Source organism: Thermofilum adornatum, assembly GCF_000446015.1.
GTDB lineage: Archaea > Thermoproteota > Thermoprotei > Thermofilales > Thermofilaceae > Thermofilum > Thermofilum adornatum.
This window is the reverse complement of sequence record NC_022093.1, coordinates 1,160,062-1,183,051: the sequence shown is the minus strand read 5'-3', so window position 1 is coordinate 1,183,051 and position 22,990 is coordinate 1,160,062. Positions and strand designations below refer to the sequence as shown.

Annotated in this window: 27 protein-coding genes; 4 read left to right on the top strand and 23 right to left on the bottom strand. The window is 45.3% G+C overall.

Translation table 11 applies throughout. The features are described 5' to 3' along the window. Positions 1-81 precede the first annotated feature (81 nt). The 19 genes from N186_RS06435 to N186_RS06345 form a co-directional block, all read right to left on the bottom strand. Complete coding sequence (locus tag N186_RS06435; protein ID WP_020962973.1) at positions 82-1,455, bottom strand: NADH-quinone oxidoreductase subunit N; 1,374 nt, start codon at positions 1,453-1,455, stop codon at positions 82-84. Continuing rightward, positions 1,452-3,527 carry an NADH-quinone oxidoreductase subunit 5 family protein gene (locus N186_RS06430; RefSeq protein WP_020962972.1) on the bottom strand — a complete coding sequence of 692 codons (2,076 nt, stop codon included), beginning with the start codon at positions 3,525-3,527 and terminating at the stop codon, positions 1,452-1,454. Before N186_RS06430 ends, N186_RS06435 begins: the two co-directional genes overlap by 4 nt. Positions 3,528-3,529: 2 nt before the next feature. Next, the gene (locus N186_RS06425) at positions 3,530-5,035 is read right to left on the bottom strand and encodes a complex I subunit 4 family protein (RefSeq protein ID WP_020962971.1); all 1,506 of its coding nucleotides are present in this window, start codon (positions 5,033-5,035) and stop codon (positions 3,530-3,532) included. A 2-nt stretch (positions 5,036-5,037) separates the two neighbouring features. After that, on the bottom strand, positions 5,038-5,337 hold the full coding sequence (nuoK, locus tag N186_RS06420) for an NADH-quinone oxidoreductase subunit NuoK (protein WP_020962970.1): 300 nt from the start codon (positions 5,335-5,337) through the stop codon (positions 5,038-5,040). Next, complete coding sequence (locus N186_RS06415; protein WP_020962969.1) at positions 5,330-5,824, bottom strand: NADH-quinone oxidoreductase subunit J family protein; 495 nt, start codon at positions 5,822-5,824, stop codon at positions 5,330-5,332. Before N186_RS06415 ends, nuoK begins: the two co-directional genes overlap by 8 nt. Further along, positions 5,811-6,287, bottom strand: coding sequence for a NuoI/complex I 23 kDa subunit family protein (locus N186_RS06410; RefSeq protein ID WP_020962968.1), 477 nt, complete (start codon positions 6,285-6,287; stop codon positions 5,811-5,813). Before N186_RS06410 ends, N186_RS06415 begins: the two co-directional genes overlap by 14 nt. Then, on the bottom strand, positions 6,280-7,293 hold the full coding sequence (nuoH, locus tag N186_RS06405) for an NADH-quinone oxidoreductase subunit NuoH (protein WP_052885680.1): 1,014 nt from the start codon (positions 7,291-7,293) through the stop codon (positions 6,280-6,282). Before nuoH ends, N186_RS06410 begins: the two co-directional genes overlap by 8 nt. A 5-nt stretch (positions 7,294-7,298) precedes the next feature. Beyond that, complete coding sequence (locus N186_RS06400) at positions 7,299-8,504, bottom strand: NADH-quinone oxidoreductase subunit D (protein WP_020962966.1); 1,206 nt, start codon at positions 8,502-8,504, stop codon at positions 7,299-7,301. Beyond that, on the bottom strand, positions 8,497-8,982 hold the full coding sequence (locus N186_RS06395) for an NADH-quinone oxidoreductase subunit C (protein ID WP_020962965.1): 486 nt from the start codon (positions 8,980-8,982) through the stop codon (positions 8,497-8,499). Before N186_RS06395 ends, N186_RS06400 begins: the two co-directional genes overlap by 8 nt. Continuing rightward, positions 8,963-9,478: an NADH-quinone oxidoreductase subunit B gene (locus tag N186_RS06390; RefSeq protein ID WP_052885679.1), complete on the bottom strand. Its 516-nt coding sequence runs from the start codon at positions 9,476-9,478 to the stop codon at positions 8,963-8,965. The genes N186_RS06395 and N186_RS06390 overlap by 20 nt, the downstream gene beginning before the upstream one ends. Then, entirely contained in the window at positions 9,475-9,840 is a 366-nt protein-coding gene (ndhC, locus tag N186_RS06385) for an NADH-quinone oxidoreductase subunit A (RefSeq protein ID WP_020962963.1), read from the bottom strand. The genes N186_RS06390 and ndhC overlap by 4 nt, the downstream gene beginning before the upstream one ends. Before the next feature lie 129 nt (positions 9,841-9,969). Next, positions 9,970-11,274, bottom strand: coding sequence for a complex I subunit 5 family protein (locus tag N186_RS06380; RefSeq protein ID WP_020962962.1), 1,305 nt, complete (start codon positions 11,272-11,274; stop codon positions 9,970-9,972). A 1-nt stretch (position 11,275) separates the two neighbouring features. After that, positions 11,276-12,943: an NADH-quinone oxidoreductase subunit 5 family protein gene (locus tag N186_RS06375; RefSeq protein ID WP_148682117.1), complete on the bottom strand. Its 1,668-nt coding sequence runs from the start codon at positions 12,941-12,943 to the stop codon at positions 11,276-11,278. A 5-nt stretch (positions 12,944-12,948) separates the two neighbouring features. After that, positions 12,949-13,248 carry an NADH-quinone oxidoreductase subunit K gene (locus tag N186_RS06370; protein WP_052885541.1) on the bottom strand — a complete coding sequence of 100 codons (300 nt, stop codon included), beginning with the start codon at positions 13,246-13,248 and terminating at the stop codon, positions 12,949-12,951. Next, a complete protein-coding gene (locus N186_RS06365; RefSeq protein ID WP_052885540.1) occupies positions 13,241-13,684 on the bottom strand; it encodes a hypothetical protein in 444 nt (147 codons plus the stop codon). The genes N186_RS06370 and N186_RS06365 overlap by 8 nt, the downstream gene beginning before the upstream one ends. A gap of 1 nt (position 13,685) precedes the next feature. After that, the gene (locus N186_RS06360) at positions 13,686-14,660 is read right to left on the bottom strand and encodes a complex I subunit 1/NuoH family protein (protein WP_020962958.1); all 975 of its coding nucleotides are present in this window, start codon (positions 14,658-14,660) and stop codon (positions 13,686-13,688) included. After that, positions 14,657-15,367, bottom strand: coding sequence for an ATP-binding protein (locus tag N186_RS09530; RefSeq protein ID WP_020962957.1), 711 nt, complete (start codon positions 15,365-15,367; stop codon positions 14,657-14,659). The genes N186_RS06360 and N186_RS09530 overlap by 4 nt, the downstream gene beginning before the upstream one ends. A gap of 5 nt (positions 15,368-15,372) precedes the next feature. Next, complete coding sequence (locus N186_RS06350) at positions 15,373-16,986, bottom strand: NADH-quinone oxidoreductase subunit D-related protein (RefSeq protein ID WP_020962956.1); 1,614 nt, start codon at positions 16,984-16,986, stop codon at positions 15,373-15,375. A 3-nt stretch (positions 16,987-16,989) separates the two neighbouring features. Next, a complete protein-coding gene (locus N186_RS06345; protein ID WP_020962955.1) occupies positions 16,990-17,412 on the bottom strand; it encodes an NADH-quinone oxidoreductase subunit B family protein in 423 nt (140 codons plus the stop codon). A gap of 380 nt (positions 17,413-17,792) precedes the next feature. On the opposite strand from N186_RS06345, the gene N186_RS06340 reads away from it, so the two are divergent. Together N186_RS06340 and N186_RS06335 are read left to right on the top strand one after the other, a co-directional pair. Continuing rightward, positions 17,793-18,800 carry a phosphate uptake regulator PhoU gene (locus tag N186_RS06340; RefSeq protein ID WP_020962954.1) on the top strand — a complete coding sequence of 336 codons (1,008 nt, stop codon included), beginning with the start codon at positions 17,793-17,795 and terminating at the stop codon, positions 18,798-18,800. Between the two features lie 39 nt (positions 18,801-18,839). Next, complete coding sequence (locus tag N186_RS06335) at positions 18,840-19,175, top strand: GNAT family N-acetyltransferase (protein WP_020962953.1); 336 nt, start codon at positions 18,840-18,842, stop codon at positions 19,173-19,175. A 10-nt stretch (positions 19,176-19,185) separates the two neighbouring features. Here N186_RS06335 and N186_RS06330 read toward each other — a convergent pair whose 3' ends face one another. Then, positions 19,186-19,827, bottom strand: a complete 642-nt coding sequence (locus N186_RS06330; RefSeq protein WP_020962952.1) for a hypothetical protein — start codon at positions 19,825-19,827, stop codon at positions 19,186-19,188. A 22-nt stretch (positions 19,828-19,849) separates the two neighbouring features. Beyond that, positions 19,850-20,023 carry a hypothetical protein gene (locus tag N186_RS09740; protein ID WP_020962951.1) on the bottom strand — a complete coding sequence of 58 codons (174 nt, stop codon included), beginning with the start codon at positions 20,021-20,023 and terminating at the stop codon, positions 19,850-19,852. Between the two features lie 100 nt (positions 20,024-20,123). Here N186_RS09740 and N186_RS06325 point away from each other — a divergent pair, with 100 nt between their 5' ends. Continuing rightward, entirely contained in the window at positions 20,124-20,381 is a 258-nt protein-coding gene (locus N186_RS06325; protein ID WP_020962950.1) for a hypothetical protein, read from the top strand. Positions 20,382-20,398: 17 nt separating this feature from the next. Continuing rightward, positions 20,399-21,397 (top strand): NAD(P)/FAD-dependent oxidoreductase, encoded by a 999-nt coding sequence (locus N186_RS06320; protein ID WP_020962949.1) that lies wholly within the window; start codon positions 20,399-20,401, stop codon positions 21,395-21,397. Between the two features lie 39 nt (positions 21,398-21,436). Here the strand turns inward: N186_RS06320 and N186_RS06315 are convergent, their stop codons facing one another. Further along, positions 21,437-22,426, bottom strand: coding sequence for an SPFH domain-containing protein (locus tag N186_RS06315; RefSeq protein ID WP_020962948.1), 990 nt, complete (start codon positions 22,424-22,426; stop codon positions 21,437-21,439). Then, positions 22,426-22,947, bottom strand: a complete 522-nt coding sequence (locus tag N186_RS06310) for a hypothetical protein (protein WP_020962947.1) — start codon at positions 22,945-22,947, stop codon at positions 22,426-22,428. Before N186_RS06310 ends, N186_RS06315 begins: the two co-directional genes overlap by 1 nt. Between the last annotated feature and the right edge of the window lie 43 nt (positions 22,948-22,990).

The window sequence follows — 22,990 nt, the reverse complement described above, 5'->3', positions numbered from 1 at the left end:
TCCAAGGCTGTAGAATAAAATGTTTTTCTTTTCAAAAAGAGAAAAAAATTCAGAAATATCTAGGAATTTTTTGTATAAATTCTATTGTATCGGGAGGAAGATCGGTATAAAGCCTGCTAATAGTGAGATTATGGCTGAAATAATTACTGCTACTTTGAGTCCTCTATCTTTTGAGAGGTTTGGACTTCCTGGCTCGAAGTACATGGCTTTTATTATCCTAGCGTAGTAAGCGGCGGCGATTCCAGTGTTGATGAGGGCTATAGCGGTTAGCCATGTAGCTGGCCCCACGACAGAGAAGAATAGGAACAATTTGCCCCAGAAACCTACGAGTGGGGGCATACCCATTAGGCTTAGGACGAGTATTAATGAAGAAGCGGCTAGAGAACCATCTACCCTTGATAGGCCGTTTAGGTGTTCAAGTTTGAGCGGGGGACTTTCTTTTTGTCTAATTAGTTTTGCTAGCAGAAAGAGGCCGGTCTTGGCAAAGGAGTAGGTTACTAGTTGCATGAGTAGTCCTAGCATGGCGAGGTACCGTAGATGCGGATCCGGTAAGGAGAGCGCCGCGATACCTATTAGGATGTATCCTGCATGTGCTATGCTACTATAGGCAAGGATGCCCTGGAAGCCTTTCTGTAGGAGGGCAGTTATGTTTCCATAAGTCATTGTGAGGACGGAGAGTATTCCGAGGAGCGTTAGCCAATGGGACGAAACGATAGGGGCTATCAGAATTGCGAGTTTGTAGAATGCAAGTATAACTGCGGCTTTTGAGATTGCAGCCACCACTGCTACTGGGTATGGATCTGATATGCCATAGGTGTCTGGTAGCCAGCCATGGAAGGGGAATATTCCAGCTTTAAAGCCAAAAGCAGCTGCGGAAAAAGCTAGGGTAGCTACCGCCACTATTATGGGTGGAGAACTTAACGGAGTGATTGATAGTTTTGGGTCCTGTGTTGTTACGAAGGTTAGTGATAATAGGAGGAGCATTGAGGAGGCTAGGCTCATTAACCCGTATTTTGTTGCTCCAGATGCTGAGTACTTGTCTTTCATGAGTGCAATCATAGCGTAGCTTGTCACAGAGACAAGTATCCATGAGACGAGGAGCATGAGTATTGTTCCTGCATGGGAGAGGCCTATGAGGCCAGTTATGCCTAATAGTAGTGTCGCTATAAAGGATGGGCCCTCGGGGGACAGGTTGAGGGCTTGGAATGATGAGGCTATTACGACGAGGATGTCTGCGAGGACAATGGTTAGTATGAGGGAGGTAAACCAGTCGGTGACCATTTCTCCTGTGGCTATTGTGCCTGATAATGATTCCTCTAGGCTTACGAGTAAGGTGAAAGCTAGGGCGAGTGATGCTAAGACATAGAGTATCTTCGGCTGTTTCCTTAAATACGGGGCTATTATTGCGGTTAGTACTAGTAGAGCTATATCGAGGTATATGGCTTCCAACATCATGGGAACCACCCTAAAATGTACATGGATACCAGGATTAGGGACAATCCTAGCCAGAGATAGAGTAAGTAGCTTGACACCTTGTCAGTTTGCAGTTGCTTGAATATCCTCCATAAGCCTTTAAAGCCCTCTACGAGGTAGTGATGCAGGATACGGTCCCATGTGTGTTCTATGTATATTGAAGTCACATTGACTAGTTGCTGGAATAATTTAGGTATGGCTTTGTGGTAGAAGTTGTCGACTATAAGTGTATCTAAGTATTTGTAGAGGGCCTTGGACGTTTCCTTGAATCCATCAACTATAGTCCTATAGTACAGTGCATTGATATACCACCTGTCAAAGAGGAAACTGTGAAGCTTCATTAGAATGGGGCTCTTAGAGATGTAATAGTAGGGCTGTTTCTTTGCTATGCTGTAGATGTAGAATACTGAGAGAAATAGGAGGAGGACAAGGATAATTGTGGCTTCAAATGTTCCAGGTATGTGACCTTCAAGCATATGGACAGAGTTTTCACCTCCCAAGGTGTGTTCAAGCATTTTTTCAAAGCTGCCAGAAATCGAGGGCCATATTGCTCCGATTCCTATGCTTGCTAGACCCAAGACGAGGTACGGGGTAAACATTACTGGGCTGACTTCGTGTGCTTTGTGGTGGGAATGGCCAAAGAATACTCTTGAAATCATTCGGGCTGTATAAGACGCTGTTATCCAGGCAGTTATTACTGCTAAGAATGTGGGCACTATGAGGCCTGTCTCTGAAGACAGGTGTATTATCTCGTCCTTCGTCCAGAATCCTAGGAAGGGTGGTACACCAGCAAGGCTCAGGGAAGCTAGCACAAATGCTGTGGCTGTAATGGGCATCTCTTTGGCTAATCCGCCCATGTCGTCAATAAACCTAGAGTGGACAGCGTGAATCACTGCTCCGGCGCCCAGGAATAGGGCCGCCTTGAACACGGCATGACTCATTAGGTGTGACATACCTGCATAGAGACCCCCAACAGCGCCCCCGACCAGTGTTCCCACGGCAACGCCGAGGAACATGTAGCCAAGCTGGCTGGCTGTAGAGAAGGCTAGTACGAGTTTGAGCTCTCTGCTGACGATTGCCATTGTAGCCATCATGAAGGCTGTGAATGCGCCTATCACTGCAAGGCCAACGAGGAACTCTTCAATTATTGTGGAGCCGATGCCGCCCTGGAGTACGATGTATGCGGCTACAAGGAAGGGTGAAAACCTGAGCGCAAAGTATACACCCGCCTTTACCATTGTTGCAGCGTGTATCAGCGCGCTTACCGACGTTGGGCCAGTCATTGCTGTGACGAGCCATTCGTGGAACGGGAACTGTGCGCTTTTCGCTAGGGCTCCGAGGAAAAGTAGCCAGAGAAACACGGGTAACACGCCTTTGCTTAGTAGCTGTGTTGCCCATTGGGCGTCAAGGAGTCCGGACAATAGAGTGGTCCCGGCCAATGTGTGTAGGGTCGCTATTCCTATGACCATTCCAACGTCTCCTAGCCTTGTAAAAACTATTGCTCTGAGGCTTGAGTGGCTTGGTTCAGACCACATTGGGACGCCTAGTGCTCTTCTGCCGGGTTCGCCGACCCATCTTTCTTCTTCGTCTGTAAACCAGTGCCCGATGAGGGCGTAGCTTGCAAGCCCTGTTCCCTCCCAGCCTATAAACATGCTTATCATGTTGTCTGAGAGTACGAGTAGCATCATGCTTCCAACAAAGAATGTGAAGAAGAGCCAGTACCGTGTTTCGCCTACTTCTCCCTTCATGTATTCGTAGCTGTAGACAGCTATCAGGAAGCTTAGCCATGAAACCACTAGGGCCATAACTGTAGAGAGGCCGTCAAAGAATGCTCCCAGAGAAACGTTTAGGCTTTTCACCCAGGGATAACTTATGTGTATGGATTCTCCCTCAGTTAGGAATAGATAAGCGGCATAGCTAGATACGAGTGCAGAGACAAGGATGGATAGTATGCCTAGGAGTGATTTTATCTTCCAGGAGGCGCTCTTAAATAATAGTATGAGGAGGGTTCCAATGAATGGTGAAAGCCAAGCAAGCAGTAGCAGGCTCTCCATGTTTATGCACCTAGCGGGAACGTTTTCAGGAAGCTTAAGAGGGGATCTATGAGAAGAGAGGCAAATAGGAAGAAGAGTATGCCGAGGAGTGCGAAGACTAGTAATGGTCCCCAGAGCGACGCGCTGGCTTCTCTAGCTTCCTGGACTTTGAGTGGGCCATAGAAGATTCTTCTCATTGTTACAAATGCATATGCAGTTGATAGGCCTATTGCTATGAGGAGCCCTACTGCTAGAAGGATATACCATGTTGAGCCGTTTTGTAGTGCCTGTGCTACTGCTCCTCTAACTATTAGGTATTCGCTCCAGATGCCTAGGGTCGGCGGTATTCCGGTGATGTGCATGAAGCCTAGTAATGCAAGTGAAGCTGTATAGGGCATTTTTGCGGCTAGTCCACCCATCTTCGTTATGTCTCTTAGACCGTGGTATGTTGCTATAAGGATGCCTGCTACGGCGAAGAGGATTGCTTTTCCGTAAGCGTGGACCATGTAGTGGAGGAATGTTCCAGCTATGCCGTAGGCGTTTACAGAGGCTAGTCCAAGTAGGAGGTATCCCATTTGCGAGATACTGCTGTAGGCGAGCAACCTCTTAAAGTCTGTCTGGCTGAGCGCCATTAGTCCACCGTAAGTCATTGTTATGACTGCCCACGCTGTAAGTATTGGGGAGGCTGATGCAAACATTTGCGGGAATAGGGTGTATACGATCCTAAACATCATTGCTCCTCCTAGACCAATCAGGTTGGGGCTTAGAAGTGCAGATATCGGTGTAGGTGCTTCGGCGTGGGCGTATGGTAGCCACATGTGGACGCCGACGGCCGCAAGCTTAACTGAGAGACCTAGAATCATTAGCCAGAAGGCGTATTCTAGTCCCACAAGGTTGTTTGCGGCACCTATTCTAAAGCCTCCCTGTGTAATGAAGTCGAAGCCTATCTTTTGTCCAACGCTTAGTGCACCGATGAGGAATAGTAGGGCACCTACATGTGTCCATAAAAGATACATTATGGCTATTTTTAGTCTCTCTCCGTAGCCATAGAAGGCTATCAGTAGGAAGCTTGGTATAAGTGTGAGCTCTAGGAATATATAGAACTCGACTATGTTTGTTGACATCACGGTGCCCATCATTGCTAGGGCGAACAATGTGTAGAGGAAGTAGTAGGAGCCCCAGCCGGGCGCAGATACCCCCTCGTGGTGCAGTTCTTCAAACCTGTGATCCATGTATGGCAGGCTGTATAGAGCTATCACAGAAGTTGTAACCGCTATGCTGAATGCTACCAGGAAGACCGTGGGGTCAATTACGAGTGCAAATGTTCCGAGACCGCCTATGCTGAAACTGACTGGATCCATCCAGGTTGTGCCTTTGCTGGTATAGAGATAAAGAAGAACAATTGCGGAAAAACCTAGTGCCGCTGAATTTAGAATGGCAAGGCTCTTCTTTTCCTTGATGAATAGAGACAAAATGGATGCTAAAAGTGGAGCCAACAGTGTTGCCCATAATAATGGTATTTCACTCATTTTTACTCACCCAAACCAACTATTTCATAAACATCCAGACTTTTACTCCTCCTATACAGGAGGATAAATACAGAAATAAGGAGCCCCACCTCTACAGAGCTCAAAGCGATCGCATAGAGGGCCAGGATGCTTCCGCCCAGAGGATTAAAGTACTTAGAAAGAGTTAATAGCGCCAGTAGGACTCCGTTGAACATTATCTCTAAAGAAATCATCACTCTGACCGCACTTCTATGGATGACAGCACCTACCAGACCTATGCTGAAGAGCATTGAGGAGACTACTAGAAAAATCAAGTCATTCATTTGTCTCACCCCTAGCTATTGATATGCCAGCTAACAAGAGAGCAAGAAGCGAGAGAGACAAGTAGAAGAATGCAAGCAAATTCTCTGAGAAAACTTTCAATAGCCCTTCTAGACTGAGGGCAGTATTCACAGTAGTTACCTGCTGAGCAAGTGGCGAGACTAGTATCTGTAGCACCGAGAAAAATCCCAGGACAGCTACTAGGACAGCTGGAAGAATCATTTTCTTCTCCGAAACCATCCCTCTACCAATAAAAACGACACCCATAATCACAAACATGACAGTTGCCCCTACATATACCAGTGCCTGGAATATCCCGACATATGGGAAGCCTAAAAGCGCAATTAAAGATGCTATGGCTAGGCCCACGATTCCAAGCAGGATTGCTGAGTAGAAGTCTTCCCGTGCTTTTACAGATAGAATTGCCGCTATTACCGCTACCGTGCCGGCGGCTAGAACATACACAAGGCTGAATTCAGGCAGACTCATGCCTCAACCCCCTCTCTTCATCAAATACAGGTTTAACCTTTTTAGCCCCCATCTTTAGTGCTGGAGAAACAGGCTCAAGAGCCATTTTCTCTGGCGGGAAGACAAGATCCTCAAACCTTTCAAATGCAACGTCATGGATCTTTGTCATTTCGAGTGCGTCCTGTGGACAAATGTCAACGCAGAAGCCGCAGAATATGCATCTCTGATAGTTCACTCCTGGTCTTCCCTTCTTTTCTCCCTTCTTAACGTACATCTTCATTGCGCCTGCTGGGCAAACCATTGCGCATAGACCGCATTGTATACATTTGTCTGGATAGTACCTTATTAACCCCCTGTAGCCTTCTGGAGGCTCAACAAAGTATTCAGGATAGTATACAGTCATTCTGTTGGGCTTTACGAGGTACTTTAGCCCTGTCCATATAGCTTCGATATGCCTGGGGAAATTCTTAACTGGATTAGACATTTAGGATCACCCTTACCCCCAACGAAAGTATGAGGGAAACAATAGACATAACAAAGTATACACGCCAACCTATCTTCAAAGCTTGGTCAAGCCTATATCTCCCGTATACAGATCTTAGAAACACTATGAAGAGCATTAGGAGGAATGCCTTCACAAAGAGGAATATGCCTGCTATGCCTGGATAGATATCATAGAGTAGCTTGGGAAGAGGCTCCCAGCCTGACAAAAAGATTATTGTGTAGATCAATGACAGGGCGTAGAGCTTTAGGTATGCAAGACCCATCCCTATCCCAAAAATTATGCCCGTATACTCAACGTAGGGACCTGCTACGATCTCTTGTTCTCCCTCAACTATGTCGAAAGGCAGTTTGCCTGCACTCATAATCATGCTTACTAGAAAAGTAAAGGCCGCTATCGGGTTAAGAATAAGCCCCGGAATAAATTGCTTAGTCACCATTTCTTCTAGGCTCATTGTCCCATACAGAATAGACATAGAGATAGCGGAAATAAAGAGCGGGACCTCGTATCCTAGAGACATAAAAGCCTCTCTTACGGCTCCCTGTATAGAGAACTTGTTATTAGAAGCCCATCCCATTAGCAAAACAGAGATTGGTATCGCAGAGATGACAGCTAGAACCGCGGGCAATGTTAGGGGCGAAGATATAGGGGAGAACCCAGGAGCTGAGGGTATAAATGCAAATGGAAGTATCGCCAAGGTCAATGCTAGGATTGGCGCAACAATAAATGGTATCCTGTCCGCTGTTTCGGGTACAATGAATTCTTGGAACATGTACCTTGTTCCATCGGCAAGCATCTGGAGCACTCCTCCCAGGTGGCGTGTCACATATAAGGGCCCTACACGCATCTGTATCCTGGCAGCGATTTTCCTCTCGGCCCAGATTATTATCAGTAGGACAACGAGGGCTGTAAGGAGTCCTGGAAACACTATGGGCGCAAATACCTGGGGGGACAAAAACAACTTGACTATAAAACCAATTATATCCATAGTTCTCACCTATCTGCTTCTGGTGGGAAGTAATCCAGACTCCCATATATAGCTGGGAAATCCATAAACCTGTGCCCGGGCGGCAGGTAGCGGAAAAGTATCACGTTTCTAAACGATGGCGTAACAACCCTCAAGCGATAGGGCTTTGTAGAACCGTCGCTTACTATGTGGTAGAATATTTCTCCGTGGCCCATCTCTGCCCTGGCCACTGCTTCTCCAGCCGGCAATTTTAGGGATGCAAAAAGCCCTGGGAATTTAACGTGGCCGGTTTTGAGAACTTGTTCACGCGTCTTTGGCGGCAGGAGCTTCAAGTATTTCTCTGCAAATATGGGTCCACTTGGCATCTTTTCTAGAACCTGCCTGATAATGGATAGGCTCTGCTTGATCTCTTCTACTCTCACGAGCATCCTAGCCATACAGTCGCCTTCCTCCCTTACTGGCACCTCGAATTCTAGTTCCTTGTATGCCCCATAGTCATCTGCGAGCCTCGCGTCGTACTTGACACCGCTTGCCCTGAGGTTGGGGCCGACTATGCCAAGTCTTTGCGCCTCGCTCTTCTTTAGGATTCCGACTCCTTCGTACCTGGACGCGATCTGGGGGTTGAGGAGAAATATTTTCATGTATTCCTGCAACCTCTTCTCCATGTAGCGCGCCGCCTTTTCGAATTTCTCTTTGAAACCCTGTGGAAGATCTCTTCTTACTCCCCCCGGTATGCTATACGTATGCGTAAGCCTGGCGCCAGTCAGCTCTTCTGCCAGCTGTATCCAGACCTCACGATCCCCGAACGCCCACATGAACATTGTCGAGTGGTTTAGCATTATCCCTGCTATTCCCATTCCATAGAGGTGGCTTGCAATACGATTTATCTCTGAGAGGAGAGTTCTCAAGTAGAGAGCTCTGGGAGGTGGCTCTGCGTCGAGCAGTCTCTCGAGGGCAGTTACCAGGGCAACGGTGGCATTATGTGAGTCGATTATAGTGAGCCTTTCCAGTAGGGGTATAGCTTTGATTGCTTCCCGTCCCTCTGCTAGCTTTTCCATTGTCCTGTGGACATAGCCTATGTCGGGGTCTACCGAGACGATTATGTCCCCTTTAAGTCTCACAATGAACCTCATGTGTCCAGAGGATGGGTGCTGTGGACCAATGAAGAGCTCGTATGTGCTCTCGTCGCCCTCCTTGAAGAGTAGCCTTGAAGAGACAAACTCGCTACTCATACTCAACATATATACCCTCCTCTACTACCTTGTAGTCTTTTCTTAGAGGTGGGGGACCAGACCAGTCGGGAGGCAAGAGAAGCCTGCGGAGGTCTGGGTTCCCCTCAAATACAACTCCAAACATTTCCCATGTTTCACGCTCCAAGAGCAGAGCGTTTGGCCACAGGTCTATAAGTGAGGGGAGCTTAGGATTCTCCCGGCTTGTGGCAGTTTTTAACTCGATGAGGATGCCTCTTTTTTCTGGCTCGTAGCTCTCGGCAAAATAGATAACTTCAATGGTTCCCTTTGTGGGCCAATCAACGCCGCTTATTGATGCCAAATGATCATAGCCATATTGAATGAGTATCTTGGCGGCTTCCCGTAGAGATTCAGGGGAAACTTCCATTTTCAATACATTCTTGGCTTCCTCGAGCTTTATTCCTAGCTCTGAAAGCTTTGAAAACATTTCTATAAGCCAGCTAGGCTTTTCTCCATTCACCCTTCCTCACCTTTTCCTGTAACATTATTATTGCCTGTGCTACTGCTTCGGGTCTCGGTGGGCAACCAGGGATATAATATTCTACTGGGAGGATATCTTTAGGTCTCACTATATTGTAGCTGTTATAAAAGAGGCCCCCGTCAATTGCACATGCTCCCATAGCGATCACAAACTTGGGCCAGGGCATCTGGTCATATACGATCTTGGCCGCTTCACCCATTTTCTTTGTTAATGTTCCCTCGACTACCATAAGATTGGTTTGTCTAGGCGAGTTGAATGGCAAAAAGCCGAATCTCTCAGCGTCGTATCTTGGAGCCGAGGCGGCAGCAAATTCTGCACCGCAACAAGACGTAGTGAAGTGGACTGGCCATAAACTGAACGTTATTGCCCAGTCCCTTAGAGACCTTATAGGTGTTTTTTCGACAAGCCACTTGGTAGCTTTTCTTGCTGATTCTTCAAGCCTGCCAACCATTACAAAGCCAAAGGGACAGCTCATATTTCCCACCTATGGATTTCTTCAGCAGATTTGAGCCCCCAAGCTAAAACAGGGAGAAACATTGCGAGAATAATTATTAGCACAATAGCGGATCTAGTTAGTGTCTCCAATGGCATATATGAGTACAGAAATAGGAATGCCACGAGGGGCTCGAGCGACAGATAAAGCAGGAGATAACCATAGTACTGGAAGGGGAGCCTTGTTTTTGCTTCTCCCTTAGGGGGGTTTCCCGCCTCGTATCTTTTTCTTTTAAATGTTCCCTCTGGGCCTTTTTCTAAGAGAAACGCCAAGACTATAACTAGCGTCCCGGCTATAATTCCCAGGAGGAGGGTTAGAGCAATTGTTCCTGAATCCGAGAGCATAAGACCCTCTTAAAATCTGTTAAAGAATGCTTAAAAGATTTTGCATGATAAAATTATATCTGAGATTCTATATATATAAAAAGCCTATTTGTCTTATGACGAAATCTTGTTAGACTTTTTATGCAATAGTTATCCAAGAAAGCTTAACAAGTTCTGATAGAAAAAGAACAAAGCCACGCTAGACAGTACTAAGAGAATTATTGATAGTTTCGATAAGGGGAATTTTCTCTTAGAGGTTATACTTGTTTGTGTTTGAGGGGTCGATTTGATGCTTAGATTGTATATAAGTGCAAAGTAGTAGCCAAAGGATGTTATTATTGCCAATGCTAGGAGAATGGCTAGGATCCATGAGGCCTGTGATAGACCAACAATAAGGTATAGTTCGCTCCAGAACGTCAGCGTGGGCGGTGCGCCTGTTAAACCTAGAGCCGCGAGTATAAATATCGTTTTTAGGAGGGGTCTAGAACTAAGTGATCCTAGTAGTAAGTCAAGCCTTCTTGTTCCGCTCTCGGCTAGTAGGAGCCCTGAGAGAATAAACAGGCCAGCCTTAAGGAATCCATGGGCAGCTACGTGTAGAACGGCAAAGGATTGTGCCAGTTTGTTCATCGAGAAAAGCCCCAGCATTATGTAGCTTACATTTGCTATAGAGCTGTAGGCCAGTAACCTCTTCATGTCTACTTGTCTATAAGCACTGAAGTTTCCAACAAATGCGCCTACAACTGCTAGGGGTATGACTATGCCAGCAATGGTTGGATCTCTTCCTAGCAACCTGTATACAAGCAAGCATGCTGTTTCTATGGCGATTCCAGATAGAACAGCGCTTCCTGGAGCAGGTGCCGCCATGTGCGCATCGGGTAGCCAAAAGTGAAGTGGAAAGAGTGCTGCTTCTGCTCCAAAGCCGATCAGGATGAGGATTTTTGCTAGTAAACTGGCTTCTGCAACTTTCCCGGCGACAAGACTGCCTGTTTCAAAGTAGACTAGGCTTATACCGAGAAGGGCAATTAGAGACGCCACTCCGCAGAGCGTTAGATATTTGAGTGCAGCTTCAGAGCTTTCCTCGTCCCTGTGGAAGGCCGTGAGAAGAACGATAGAAATGCTTATTGTTTCCCAAGCAATAAACATCCTTACCAAGTCATCGCTCAGAAGCAGGATTGGAAGCAGGGATGCGATTGAAACAATTAATGCATCGTGTAGAGAGATGTTTTCCTCTACAAGCTCATGGGCGGAAAGTATGCTTGCTATCCCGATAGTTGATGAGACGAGTCCTACGATGCCAGCTATCCCCTTTGCTTCGATACTGATGATAGACACTACAAGTAAAGTACCTATGGATAGTAGTGTTGAAAGATAGCGGGATACTTTCCGAGGTGCAAAACCTGTGAGTAGTACTGCAAATACTCCGTAAAATGAGTACTGGATTAATTGTTCCTCCATTTTAAATCACCCCTAAGATAAATATGAGTAGGATAAGAAGCAGACTTATAAGCCAAAGAGTATTGACTGATGGGTTCCCTGTTTGTAGGCTTGTAGATAGCTCCGACAATATGTTCAGGGCTTTCTTTGCTATAAACGTGTATAGCCTATCTATATAGAATGCTTGGTCAGCTATTCTGCCAGAGGGCTTTAGGGAAACTCTTAGCATAGTGAATTTATTCGTGCACCACACGAGGTAGGCTATCAAGAGCCCTAAGAAGGTTCCAGTTAGCGCATAGAGGTTGACTTTGAGTTCTCCTATGTTTAGACCAATAATGCTAGAAATTGGGTAAATAAGGACTGTTGCCATCAGTGTCAATAGGATGAGGACGCTTACAGCTACAACCATAGTGTCTATGTTCTCATGTAGATGCCGAGTCGAATGCCCTACGAAAAGCCTGAAGAAAAGCCTGAATATGTAGAGCGATGAAAGGAGACATATAATGAATGATAACAAGTTTACTGTCTCCTCTGGGAACAAGTGTTCCATTGATTCTAGCACCATTTCTTTTGTGACGAATCCTGAAAGTGGAGGTATCCCTGCCAGGCTTAATGCCCCAACAAAGAACGCTATTCCCAAAATCTTGAGGCCGCTTGCCCACAGCCCAGAAACTTCGTCCAGGCTTCTGGTCCCAGTCTCATGTATAATTATGCCGGCAGTGAGGAATAGAAGAGCCTTAAAGAGTGAGTGAGAAAACAGATGGAATATTGCGGCGGTTAGCGAGCCTGCTCCGAGCGCGAGAAACATGAGTGCCAGATGATTGATCGTGCTATATGCTAGAACCTTTTTGATATCGAATGCTCCGAGAGCGGCTATAGCAGAGATAAATATTGTTATGAGAGCTATCGTTGAAATTGTGTGCTGGACTTCTGGGATTAGCTGGATTACTGGGTAGAATCTGGCTATGAGGTAGACGCCCGCCTTTACCATCGTGGCTGCGTGGATAAGTGCACTTACAGATGTTGGACCCTCCATTGCGTCAGGCAACCAGACAAACAGTGGAAACTGTGCAGACTTACCAATAGCGGCGACAAAGAGTAAGGTGCAGAAGAGTACGGAAAGATCTTGATTACTGGAGAGGGCAGTTATGAGCTGAGAAATGTCCGTAGTATTTAGCTGCCAAACAGCTAAGGCTATAGCCAGCAACAAACCGATATCCCCTATTCTCGTAACAGTAAAGGCTTTGAGGCCGGCTCTCCTGGCTTCAGGCTTTTCCCACCAAAAAGCAATGAGTAAAGCGCTACATACACCAACCATTTCCCAGAATATGTATAGCTGGACTAGGTCCCTGGTTAAGACAAGCCAAGACATGGAGCCTATGAAGAGAAGAATCAGGGTATAGTACCTCGTGTAGCCCGTATCATTAGCCATGTAGCCAACACTGTAAAGTGTTATAAGTGCGCCCAGAGAGTTGACTACTAGGAGCATTAAGCGAGAAATACCATCAGTATATATCGGCAGGAACGAGCCGTTTTCGATGGGACACAGGAAAAAGTAAATAGACAGAACAGCAGCTAAACCCGTGATGAGAACCGATACTGCCTCACATAGTTTTCTTGATAAACGACCCACTATCAGATTAAAGAGGCTCCCAGCGAAAAGCAACACTGGAACGTACAATGGATTCATTCATCTCACCCCTTTAACTTAGAGATTTTTTGAGGATCAATCGTTCTGTGTTTTTCTCTAGCCAAATAGAGTATTGAGAGCGAAACTGTCTCCGATGCAGCACATACAGAGGTCACTAGAAGAACTGGATCGACGTTTGGTTCTGGCAAACTGTTTAAAGCTACGGCAGTAATCAAGAGTGAGCCTAGGATGATGGCCTGCATGCCCATCGCTATTTTAATAAGGTTTCTTGTAGCGGCAACAATACAGAGTCCCGAGACGGCTAGTACTCCACCTAGCCCTATGAGGATTAATTGTTCATTCATGTTTATCACCTCTCAAAAGGTAAAGAGCGCCCGTAACAGAAACCAACATAGCTAGAAAAACAAGCTCAAGATCTGTTTCGGTCATGTTTCTTATGTAGAGGTATGGGTTTCTCGTTGGGTGATATTTGAAGGCTATGAATACCATTAGAGCAAACCAGAGCAAGACCATAAAGACCAAAGATAAAACATTGATTGGGTCTGCTCTAGTCGTTTCCTCTTCTGCTATTATTAGCCATAGCGCCATTAACGCTACCAATGCACCTGCAAAAACAGTTGACACAAGTAAGCCAGCCGTTGTATTGACTAGGAGACCGATAGCGAGAGCTACAAATGTTGTCCCAAGAGCCAAGAGCAGTAATGCTGGTGTTATCCTTTTACTGAGCAAGCCACCTATTATGAAAATTGTCCCGAAAAACGCGAATACTAGTTCCATCATTTTACAACCACCTCAAAAAATAGGAAATCAAGAGCTGAACAAGAAGCAAGGGATATAGCCTTTCCCAGAAAATGTCCGCCAATCCATAGACTCTTATTCTTCCGGTAGACGCGCTAATAACTGTGAGCAAGATAGTGAGACCAAGCGCTTTTATTGCAAACCAAGTAAATCCAGCAACGGGCATCAATGAATTAAAGCCGGGGCCAAGTGGACCGCCAAGAAAGACTATTACTAGTAGGGATATGCCCCAAACCATGCTCAAATCTGTATAGAGCCGAATAAATGCGAGACCTCTTCCGCTGAGCTCTGTTTCCCATCCTGCAACTATTTCTTGTTTTGCATGTGGCAGGTCGAAAGGCCTTTTCTCGAGTTTTGCAAGCAATGCAAGCAATGCACAGACAAAGCTTATTGGCTGATAAAGTATCAACGGCCCTTTTATAGATTGGTACCTAAGTAGACCTTCAAAGCTTATTGTCTGGGTCTGGATCATGGCAGAGATAAGTGATAAGAGAAAAATGCCCTCGTACATTGAGTACTGAACCAGGAGCCGACCGACACCCATAGAGGTGTATGGGCTGAGAACGGAGTATCCAGTTAAAGCAACGTTTAGGAGACTTAGAGCTAAAAGCAGGAAGACAAGCAGGAAGTCGGCTTGAAACGAAAGTGGTGTTTTCCATGAAATTATCGGTATGAAACACATTCCAAACACTGGTATTGTAACTGCGAGAACCGGAGCAATGCGGAAAGCGAAGATATCTGTTCCTTTGGGAACAATTTCTTCCTTAAAGAGCAACTTTACTACGTCTATGAAGGGCTGAAGAAGTCCCCTGGGCCCAGTAATCAGTGGTCCAACTCTTTTTTGGACGCGTGCAGTTATCTTGCGCTCTAGATATTCAAACCAGAAGGCCATAACTACTGAAAAGATGAAACCCGGGAAAACCAGGACAGTAAACACTTCATCAAGAAGGCTCGTCATTTTTCAACACCCCTGTGAAGTAGATTAAGAGTCAAAATGAGTAAATAGGCCAGGAATAATAAGGACAAGAAAAACGTGCTACTTAAAGAACTCTCCAGTATCAATATGAAGGAGGCAACCTCTAACATCGTAAATAGCACAATGAATATGTAGAGCTCGTCTATGTGGTATCTATATACTGGAAGTTTTGTAGCAACACCTCCTGTAAACGGTTCTTCTGCCTTGCTGGAATGTTTTCCTTTCGGTGCAATTTTTCCTGAAATCCAGTAGATAAGGAAATTCAAGAACAAGAGAGAGATAAACGCAAAAAGAACCTTAAGGGCTTCAATATCCGTAATAGGTATAGCCACAAGGGATAAAGAGATGATTTCTACTGGTTGCTTCTTGACCATTGTTATGGCTTTTCCCGGGCAAACATCAGCACATAACCCACAGTATATGCATTGATAATAATTGAAGCTTGGAATATTTCTTTGGACTTCTTTCCCAGCGATTACCTTCTTACCTCCAGGAACCATCGTTATGGCTCCGGGTGGACAAGACCTTGCACACAAACCGCATCCTAGGCATTTCTCGCTATCAAGCATGGGTATACCCCTCACTTGCTGATCCTGGAGGCTTGTAGCAAGGGGCTGGGTGATAGGTGTCGACAGAAGGTTCCTAATGGCAGATGTAATTATCTCAAGTCTTGCCCTCAACTTGTTCATTTAAATCACCTTCTCCTTTTTTCTTTCAATAGTTTTACTGGTAGAACGGTCTTTTCCCCTGTTGAACTGTTGATAACCGTTACCCTGTCCATACAACTGAAGCATGGGTCTATACTGGTCACGATTACGGGGAAGTCTGATATTGAGTATCCCTCGAGAATATTAGCCACGAGCTGTATATTTGCAAGTGTAGGTGTTCTAATCTTGACCCGGTAAGGATTATGTGTATTATTTGCCTTTACATAGTAGAATAGCTCGCCCCTTGGTGCCTCAATCCTACCATATGCTTCGCCCTCTGGAACTGTACCCATAAAGTATCGCGATGGCACAGGATTCCCAGAGGGCATTTTCTCGATCAATTGGTGGATTATGTTGATAGACTCAAGAACCTCCTTAACACGTATCTTGATCAAGCTGTATACATCTCCCTCTTCCTCGGTAGGCACCTCGAAGTCGACTTCGGTATAAGCACCGTACGGTTCAAGCTTCCTTACGTCAAATAATTCGCCAGCGGCTCTCCTCACGGGCCCCACTGTGCAGAACTTTCTCGCAACCTCTATGTCATATTTTCCTATACCCTTTGTCCTCTCTATAACTTCCTCCGAACTTACCAGTGTGTCCAAAAGATTTTCGAACTGTTTGCCAAATTCCTTTGTTCTCTCCTGTATCTTTCTCAATAGAGAATCGCTGACGTCACGCCTGACACCTCCAATAGTCACAAATGACTTATGGACACGATTCCCAGAAATCTCTTCCATTAGATTCATTATTTCTTCACGTATGCCCCAAACCCACATAAACATGGATTCGAAGCCTATCCAGTAGCCTACTAGACCTAGCCACAAGGAGTGAGAGTGTATTCTTTCTAGTTCTGCAACTATTGTCCTGAGATAGGTTGCCCTGCTAGGTGGCTCTACGCCGAGTAGTTTTTCAACGGCTTCGACAAAGCACCAAGAATGCGAGGCACTGCATATCCCGCATACCCTTTCTAGCAGGAAAATGTCCCTAAGATAGCTACGAGTCTCGGCTGCCTTCTCGATTCCCCTGTGGACAAAGCCTATCCTTAAAAATGCCTTGACTATTCTTTCTCCGTCTGTGACGAGGCTAAAGTATTCTGGCTCCTTAAAGGCGGGATGATATGGTCCAACCGGGACGACGACGCTTTCAGGCGATAATGGTGCATGCAAAGTTGTAGCTTTGAATTCGCAGGTCTCCTGTTTGGCTAAAGTATCTTTCACTTGATTTGAATCGACATTCTTTAACAATGGTGGGGGAGAACCGGGTGGGTAACATTCTGGTAAAATAAACCGACCAGTAGTAGTCTGCTTCCCATAAAATGATATGCCAAATAAGTCAGTTATTTCTCGTTCATAAAAGTCTGCCCCAGGAATAAGGGTCGTGACGGTTGCTATTTCGGGTTTATCCCTAGGAATCCTTGTTGACACGTGCTTTATGTTGCCCTTTAGGTCGCTTAGGTGGTATATTAGCTCGATACTTTCCTTTAGATCAACAGCTGTTACTGTAACAAGGTGGTTGAATCCATTGTCTACTTCCTTTTTTAGAATATCTAAAATTGTGCCTGGCTCTACAAACATTTTGCTTTGGATTTTCCCACTCATGTGCTAGTCACCCAAGGTCAATTTCTTTAGAAGTTCTACGAGGGCCTCAGGTTTTGGTGGACAACCCGGAACCTTGATATCTACGGGGACAACTTTGTCGGCGCCTCCGAGAATATTGTAACAATTGTTAAATACTCCTCCGCTACATGCACATGTTCCAAAGGCTATTACAATTTTTGGCTCGGGAATTTGGTCATAAATAGTCTTTAAGGCACCCTCGGAGTTTTTAGTAACTGGGCCAGTGACAACTAGTACGTCTGCGTGTCTGGGGCTTGGAACCAATTGGACTCCATATCTTTCTAGGTCAAATCTTGGTGTTAGTGAAGCGACAAATTCAATGTCGCATCCATTACATCCACCCGAGTTGAAATGGTATACCCAGAGACTTTTCTTTCTAAAACCTAGCTTTGAGTTTATGCTCGTCATGTATCTCTGAATATAGATATACAAAAAATCATATATACAATCCTTAATACCTTTTCTTAATACGGGAAATCATACATTCATTGTAGTTCTTTTATCAGTAAGTATTGAGGATTTGCGAAACTTCTAAATGTGGTAAGTTTATAGTATGTAAAGGGAAAAATTGTCCCAATAAAATTGATAGGTAGCCTTGGGTTCCACTCCCTTTTAGTTCTAGTAACATCGCTATTAAATGAATCTTCACCTCGTAAAAATACATATTCTAGTTTTGTATAAGAATAATTTGAACAGTTTTATCAGTCTATTGTAGGGCAAGGTATTGGTTCTCGCATTTATGTATGAAAAAATATAAATATAAATTTATAGAGTCTTTATTGAGTGAAATGGCAACAAATAAAATCGTTAGAAGGGTACAGCTGACAGGGGGCTCGACGTTCATAGTGTCTATACCCAAGGAGTGGGCAGAAAAAATGAACATAGATAAGGGAAGCCTCGTGGTTTTATCCCTTGAAAGCGATGGTTCAATAAGGCTTTTCCCCAGTACTAAGAGGCCTGAGCCACTAGCATCTACAGAGATACGGGTCAAAAAGGGAATGAGCCAGGGCTCTGTCCTGAGGGAGATTATGTCGAAGTACCTTACTGGCTATAAGACTATCAAGGTTGTGTTTCCCAGTGAGGACCTGGAGTTTAAGAAAGCGATTCGAGACATCATTACCAGGAAGCTTATAGGCGTAGAGATTCTTCATGAGGATTCCAGGGAAATGGTTCTACAGATCCTTGTCAACGTAGAGGATCTACCTATTTCTTCAATACTTATGAAAATGCTCGATGTTTCCCTCAGCATGTTGTCAGACGTGAGACTCGCCCTCGAGAACAATGAAAAAATCTTGCCTAGCGATATTTCTTCCCGAGACGACATTATTGACAAACTTTATCTATACGGGCTTCGGCAACTTCACACGGGGCTTAGAGGCATAATAAGCCTGGAAGAAATCGGGCTCCAGAGACCTCATGAGGTGTTGCACTATGCAATGGTTTTAAAGAACCTCGAAAGAATAGGGGACCGCGCAGTCTCTATAGCCTTAACAATAGAAGAACTAAAGGACAAGAAGGGGATAGCTAAAGACCTAGTAGCATTGTCCGACAAAACTGCACAGTTTGTGAAGGCGGCTCTCTCGGCATTCATGGGCCGTGATAAAGATACCGCAAACAAGCTACTAGACGTGGATGCTGTCGAGATAAAGAGTTTTGAAAATGAAATATTCAGGAAGCTGTCCCAGGAACACCCAGAAGAAGTGTCAACGATTAGAAGCATCATTGGAAGCTACAGGAGAATCCTCGAATATGGAACAGACATCTTGGAGACAACAATAGACATGCAAAACGAGTAAGAAGAAATATATAGAAAGAAAACAAGCCGGGAAGAAAGGATGGCCTCCATAGACGCACAGCCAATAAATAGCAAGGGTTTCAGACTCTCTCTAAAGATTGATGGCGAGGAAGTTGGGCACTGCTATGTCTACCTCATTAAAAACGATCTCCACGAGAGGCCCTATGCGCTTCTTGAAGACGTCTACGTGAAGGAGGATTTCAGAGGCAGGGGGATTGGAAAACAACTAGTCCTGGAAGCTATAGAGCTTGCAAAGAAACAGGGATGCTACAAAATGATAGCGACGAGTAGGTTTGGCCGTGAAGCGTTACACGAGTGGTATGAAAAGCTTGGCTTCCAAAAGTACGGTTTTGAATTCCGCATAAATTTTGAATAATTCCGCGTTTTCAGCTTTTTATACTCTCGATGCTATAGATGAGAGAGCAAATAGTCGTTTTACCGCCTAGGAATTCTAAATATATTGTCTTGACTCTTTCTTTTTCGATTCTTACTATTCCTATGTACTTCTCGGGCTGTATACCCTTGGAGGATGCTAGGCTTTCAAGAGTATTGAACAAGTCCTTGCAACTACTGGAACAGTTGTCCTCGAAGAATATATGGTTGGACGTGTCATAAGTTCTATACGTTTTACTGCTAGACTCTGTTGCAAGGGTAAACAATTTGTAAAGTATCGTCTGTTCTGGTGCCCATCCCTCACCTATTTTTATCCATCCCCCCTCAATATTTGCATATGTTCCAGTCCTATTTGCAAAAGTCAAGGTTAACGATGGAAAGCCGTTTTCAAGCTTCACCATGGTCGTGTTCAGGATGTTGTGCTCGAGATCAACGTTACCAGTAATTATGAGCCTTGTTGAGGTGAAGTTTATTTCTTCCCGGAAGGCCCAGCCCTTTGAAGAGAATATGGCTTTCTGCGCTGTTACAAGTTTCTCTGTTGGGTCTATGCTGCGAGTGTAACCTGTTAGGAAGAAATAAATTACTATGCTTATTATGACTGCTAAGATGCCGTAGATGAGATAGGTCTGCTTCATTTGACTCTATATTCTTGAGATTTTAGCTAGTAGAAATTGTTAACGACAAGCCCGCTAAAGCAGTAGCGCTAACAAAGATACTGGCAAGTAGGATAATTCTAGTGATTGTTTGCCTGAATACTGTTGCCTCTATCTGTTCTCTGCCCATTTTTGAGGCTACGACAGAATTTTTTGCCTGGTGCAATAGCGTTTTCAAGGGCCGCACGCTAAGCTTATTTTAATAAAAACTGTTACTCTTCTTTTCTCAGAACAAACTGATTTATATCTTACCTCTTCAAAGAAGTGATAGGATAAAGATGACATGTGTAAAAAACACTAGCCTTGTCTGTGCATCAAGCAAAACCTATCTTCTAGCTGTAGAAGAAGGCTGCATGGGTAAAATTGAGGAGTGGCTCAGAAAAAATGGAAAAATCACTGCGAGCTATGGACCGCTTGTAAAGGGCCTATATCAAGACGCTATAATAACTCTCTTGAAGCCCGACAAAGTCCAAGCCATCCTTCAATTTAGCAAGCTTACGATCGAGGAACTAGAGAAAACCTTGAATAGTCTCTAGTGTCCTTGCAGAAAAATATGTCCGAAAAAGCCTGCATCGTTGGCGCTGGCCCCTCTGGTGCATACCTGGCTCGGCTTTTAAGCGAAGAAGAAACAGATGTAACCGTCTTCGAGGTTAATGGGAGGCTGGCTAGTAAGCCGTGCGGATGGGGGATACCTTACTCTATTGATGATTTTATGAAGCTACCAGAGGAAACTATTCTCGAGAAAATTAGAGGATACGAGATATTCCTGGAGAACAGCCTTATACACGAGTATAAGGGGGATGTCCTAGGCTACATTGTGGATAAAGAACTGCTCCTCAAGCAGCTACTTGAGGGGGCAAATATTGTACATCGAGGTGTGGATCCCAGGAAGCTAATTGATTGCAGACTAGTGGTTGACGCGAGGGGGCACCCTGTATACAAGGGGAGAAAGGCGCTTGCATTACAGGCAGAGGCAAGGGCAAACATAGAGAGAGACCGAATCAAGATCTTTTTCTTTTTAGACCTAGTGGGCTATGGCTGGGTTTTCCCTGGAAGAGACGGACTCATCCATATTGGGGCAGGCGGCTTTGCAGATTATGATTTTCTCAGAGACAGGGTACTCTTCTTGGCGAGGCAGATTGGTGCAGAGATTGTTTCTTTGAAGGGGTCTCCTATTGCTGCTGGAGGCTTACGTTTGCCAGGCAATGGAGATTTTGCTGTAGGTGAAGCCATAGGGGCAGTGATGCCTCTTACTGGCGAGGGGATAAGGCCCGGATTTTTGTCGGCGAGGGCTCTGTATGATTCACTTAGAAATGGTAAGCCGTACAGAAAGTCTCTAGAAGAATATGGCTTAATATTTAATATTGACATTCAGTTGCGGATTATTAGGTATCTGGAGAACTCTTCACCTGCTGAGAGGAGAGAACTCTACTTGAGTGCCCCAATAGAAGTATTGAAGCGTGTTACAGCGGCAAACCTTACTAAGCTCGAAGTCGCTGGCCTTCTCGCTAGGTATCCGGGGTTCTTTAGGAAGCTAGTGTTAAAGGGGTAGGTAAAGGAGAAAAGCATAGTGTTGAGCTTTGCCCCTTATTTATGCTAGTTTTGTTCCGCAGTAGGGGCAGAAGAGGGCGTCTCCCGGCACGTCCCTGCCGCAGTTTGGACACTTCTTTGTTGGGGGCGGGAAACGGTAGCCACAGTAGGGGCAGAACATGGCATCGATGGGTACCTGGCGGCCGCAGTTTGGACATGTTTTTGTTTGGGGCTGTACTGGTTGCGGCTGCTGTTGTGGCTGCGGAGCTGGCGGCGGCTGTACGGGTGGGGGCTGCATTAGTGGGGGTATTATTGCTACTCCTGCGCCTACGGCTGCGCCGGGCGATTTTCCTAGTTCGCGGGCTACTTGTTTTGTTGTGTCCATTTGGAGGACGTAGCCTGCGGCTCCTGTTTGTTTTATCCAGAAGAGCCTGTCACGGTATTCTGGTGTGGTGTCTATTGCCTCGAATTTGAGGTCTATGAGTTCTAGCCCTATGCGTCTTAGTTCTTCGAGTAGGAAAGCCTTTGTCTTGAAGGATACTTGTTCGATGTTTGCGAATGCGTCTGCCAGTGTGTATGTTGAAAGGTGCTTGATTATTTTCTCGTTTATAAAGCCCCTAATGAACTCGTTGACCTCGCTGGAGGTGTATTTTCCTTGTCCGCCAACGACCTCTGTTACAAATATTCTTGGGTCGCCGACCTTGAACCAGTAGCCTCCCCTAAACATTAATGGTGCGAGCTCTGTGGTCTGGGTTCTTCCTCCGAAGAGCCCCTTGAATGTCTTTGTAGATACGAATATGACTGTAGCCTTGAACGGCGTTGTTGGGTAGCCGGCGAGTGTTGTTAAAACCTTTGTAATGAGAGGAAGATTTTGGGTGGTGAGTGTGTGTCTCCCCGGGCCGAGGACGTCGTATGCTTTTCCGTCCCTGAAGAAGACCGCGACCTCGTACTCGTGGACAATCAGCTGTGCACCCCATGTAATGTTTTCATCTGGATACCGCCAGACGATGTCCTCTGGCCCTGGGTTTACCCATTCGATTACTTGGGGCATTACTTCTCACCCACACCTTTTATAATGTTTTCTCTGTTAATTAACGTGTCTTCGAGGGAAAGTAGCTCGTTTTTCAAGTCGTCTAGGGCTTCCCTTAGCTTGCCTGGATCAGACTTAGCCACGTTGCGGGCTTTTTCTTGGATCCTCTCGGCCGTTGAAACTAGGTTCCAGTCAAACTCGATCATCTTGTCGAGCTGTTGCTCCTCCACTTTAACTAGGTCGAAGAACCCTGTATAGCCATAGCTCATTGTTTTGAGCTTAGAGATGACACGGTCAAAAATTGCCTGGACCTCATTGTATTCTGTTGCGAGTGTCTGATCGCCTGAGAGGGCAATAGCCTTCATAGCGTTTTTGAAGTCCCTGTAAGCTGGCTGTATCTTAGATATGAGGTAGTCCCGTATGAGGCGGTCAGTTTCCCGCCTGAGTTCCTTCTCCTTGTAGCCCCGGTACCCTGGAAGTATAAGTTCGAGTTTTTCGAGAAGACGTAAGTTACTTGTAGCCTTTTTATATATTTCAGCCATAATAGTTTGTTGTCTTTCATTCTTAAAAATCTTTGTAAACCAA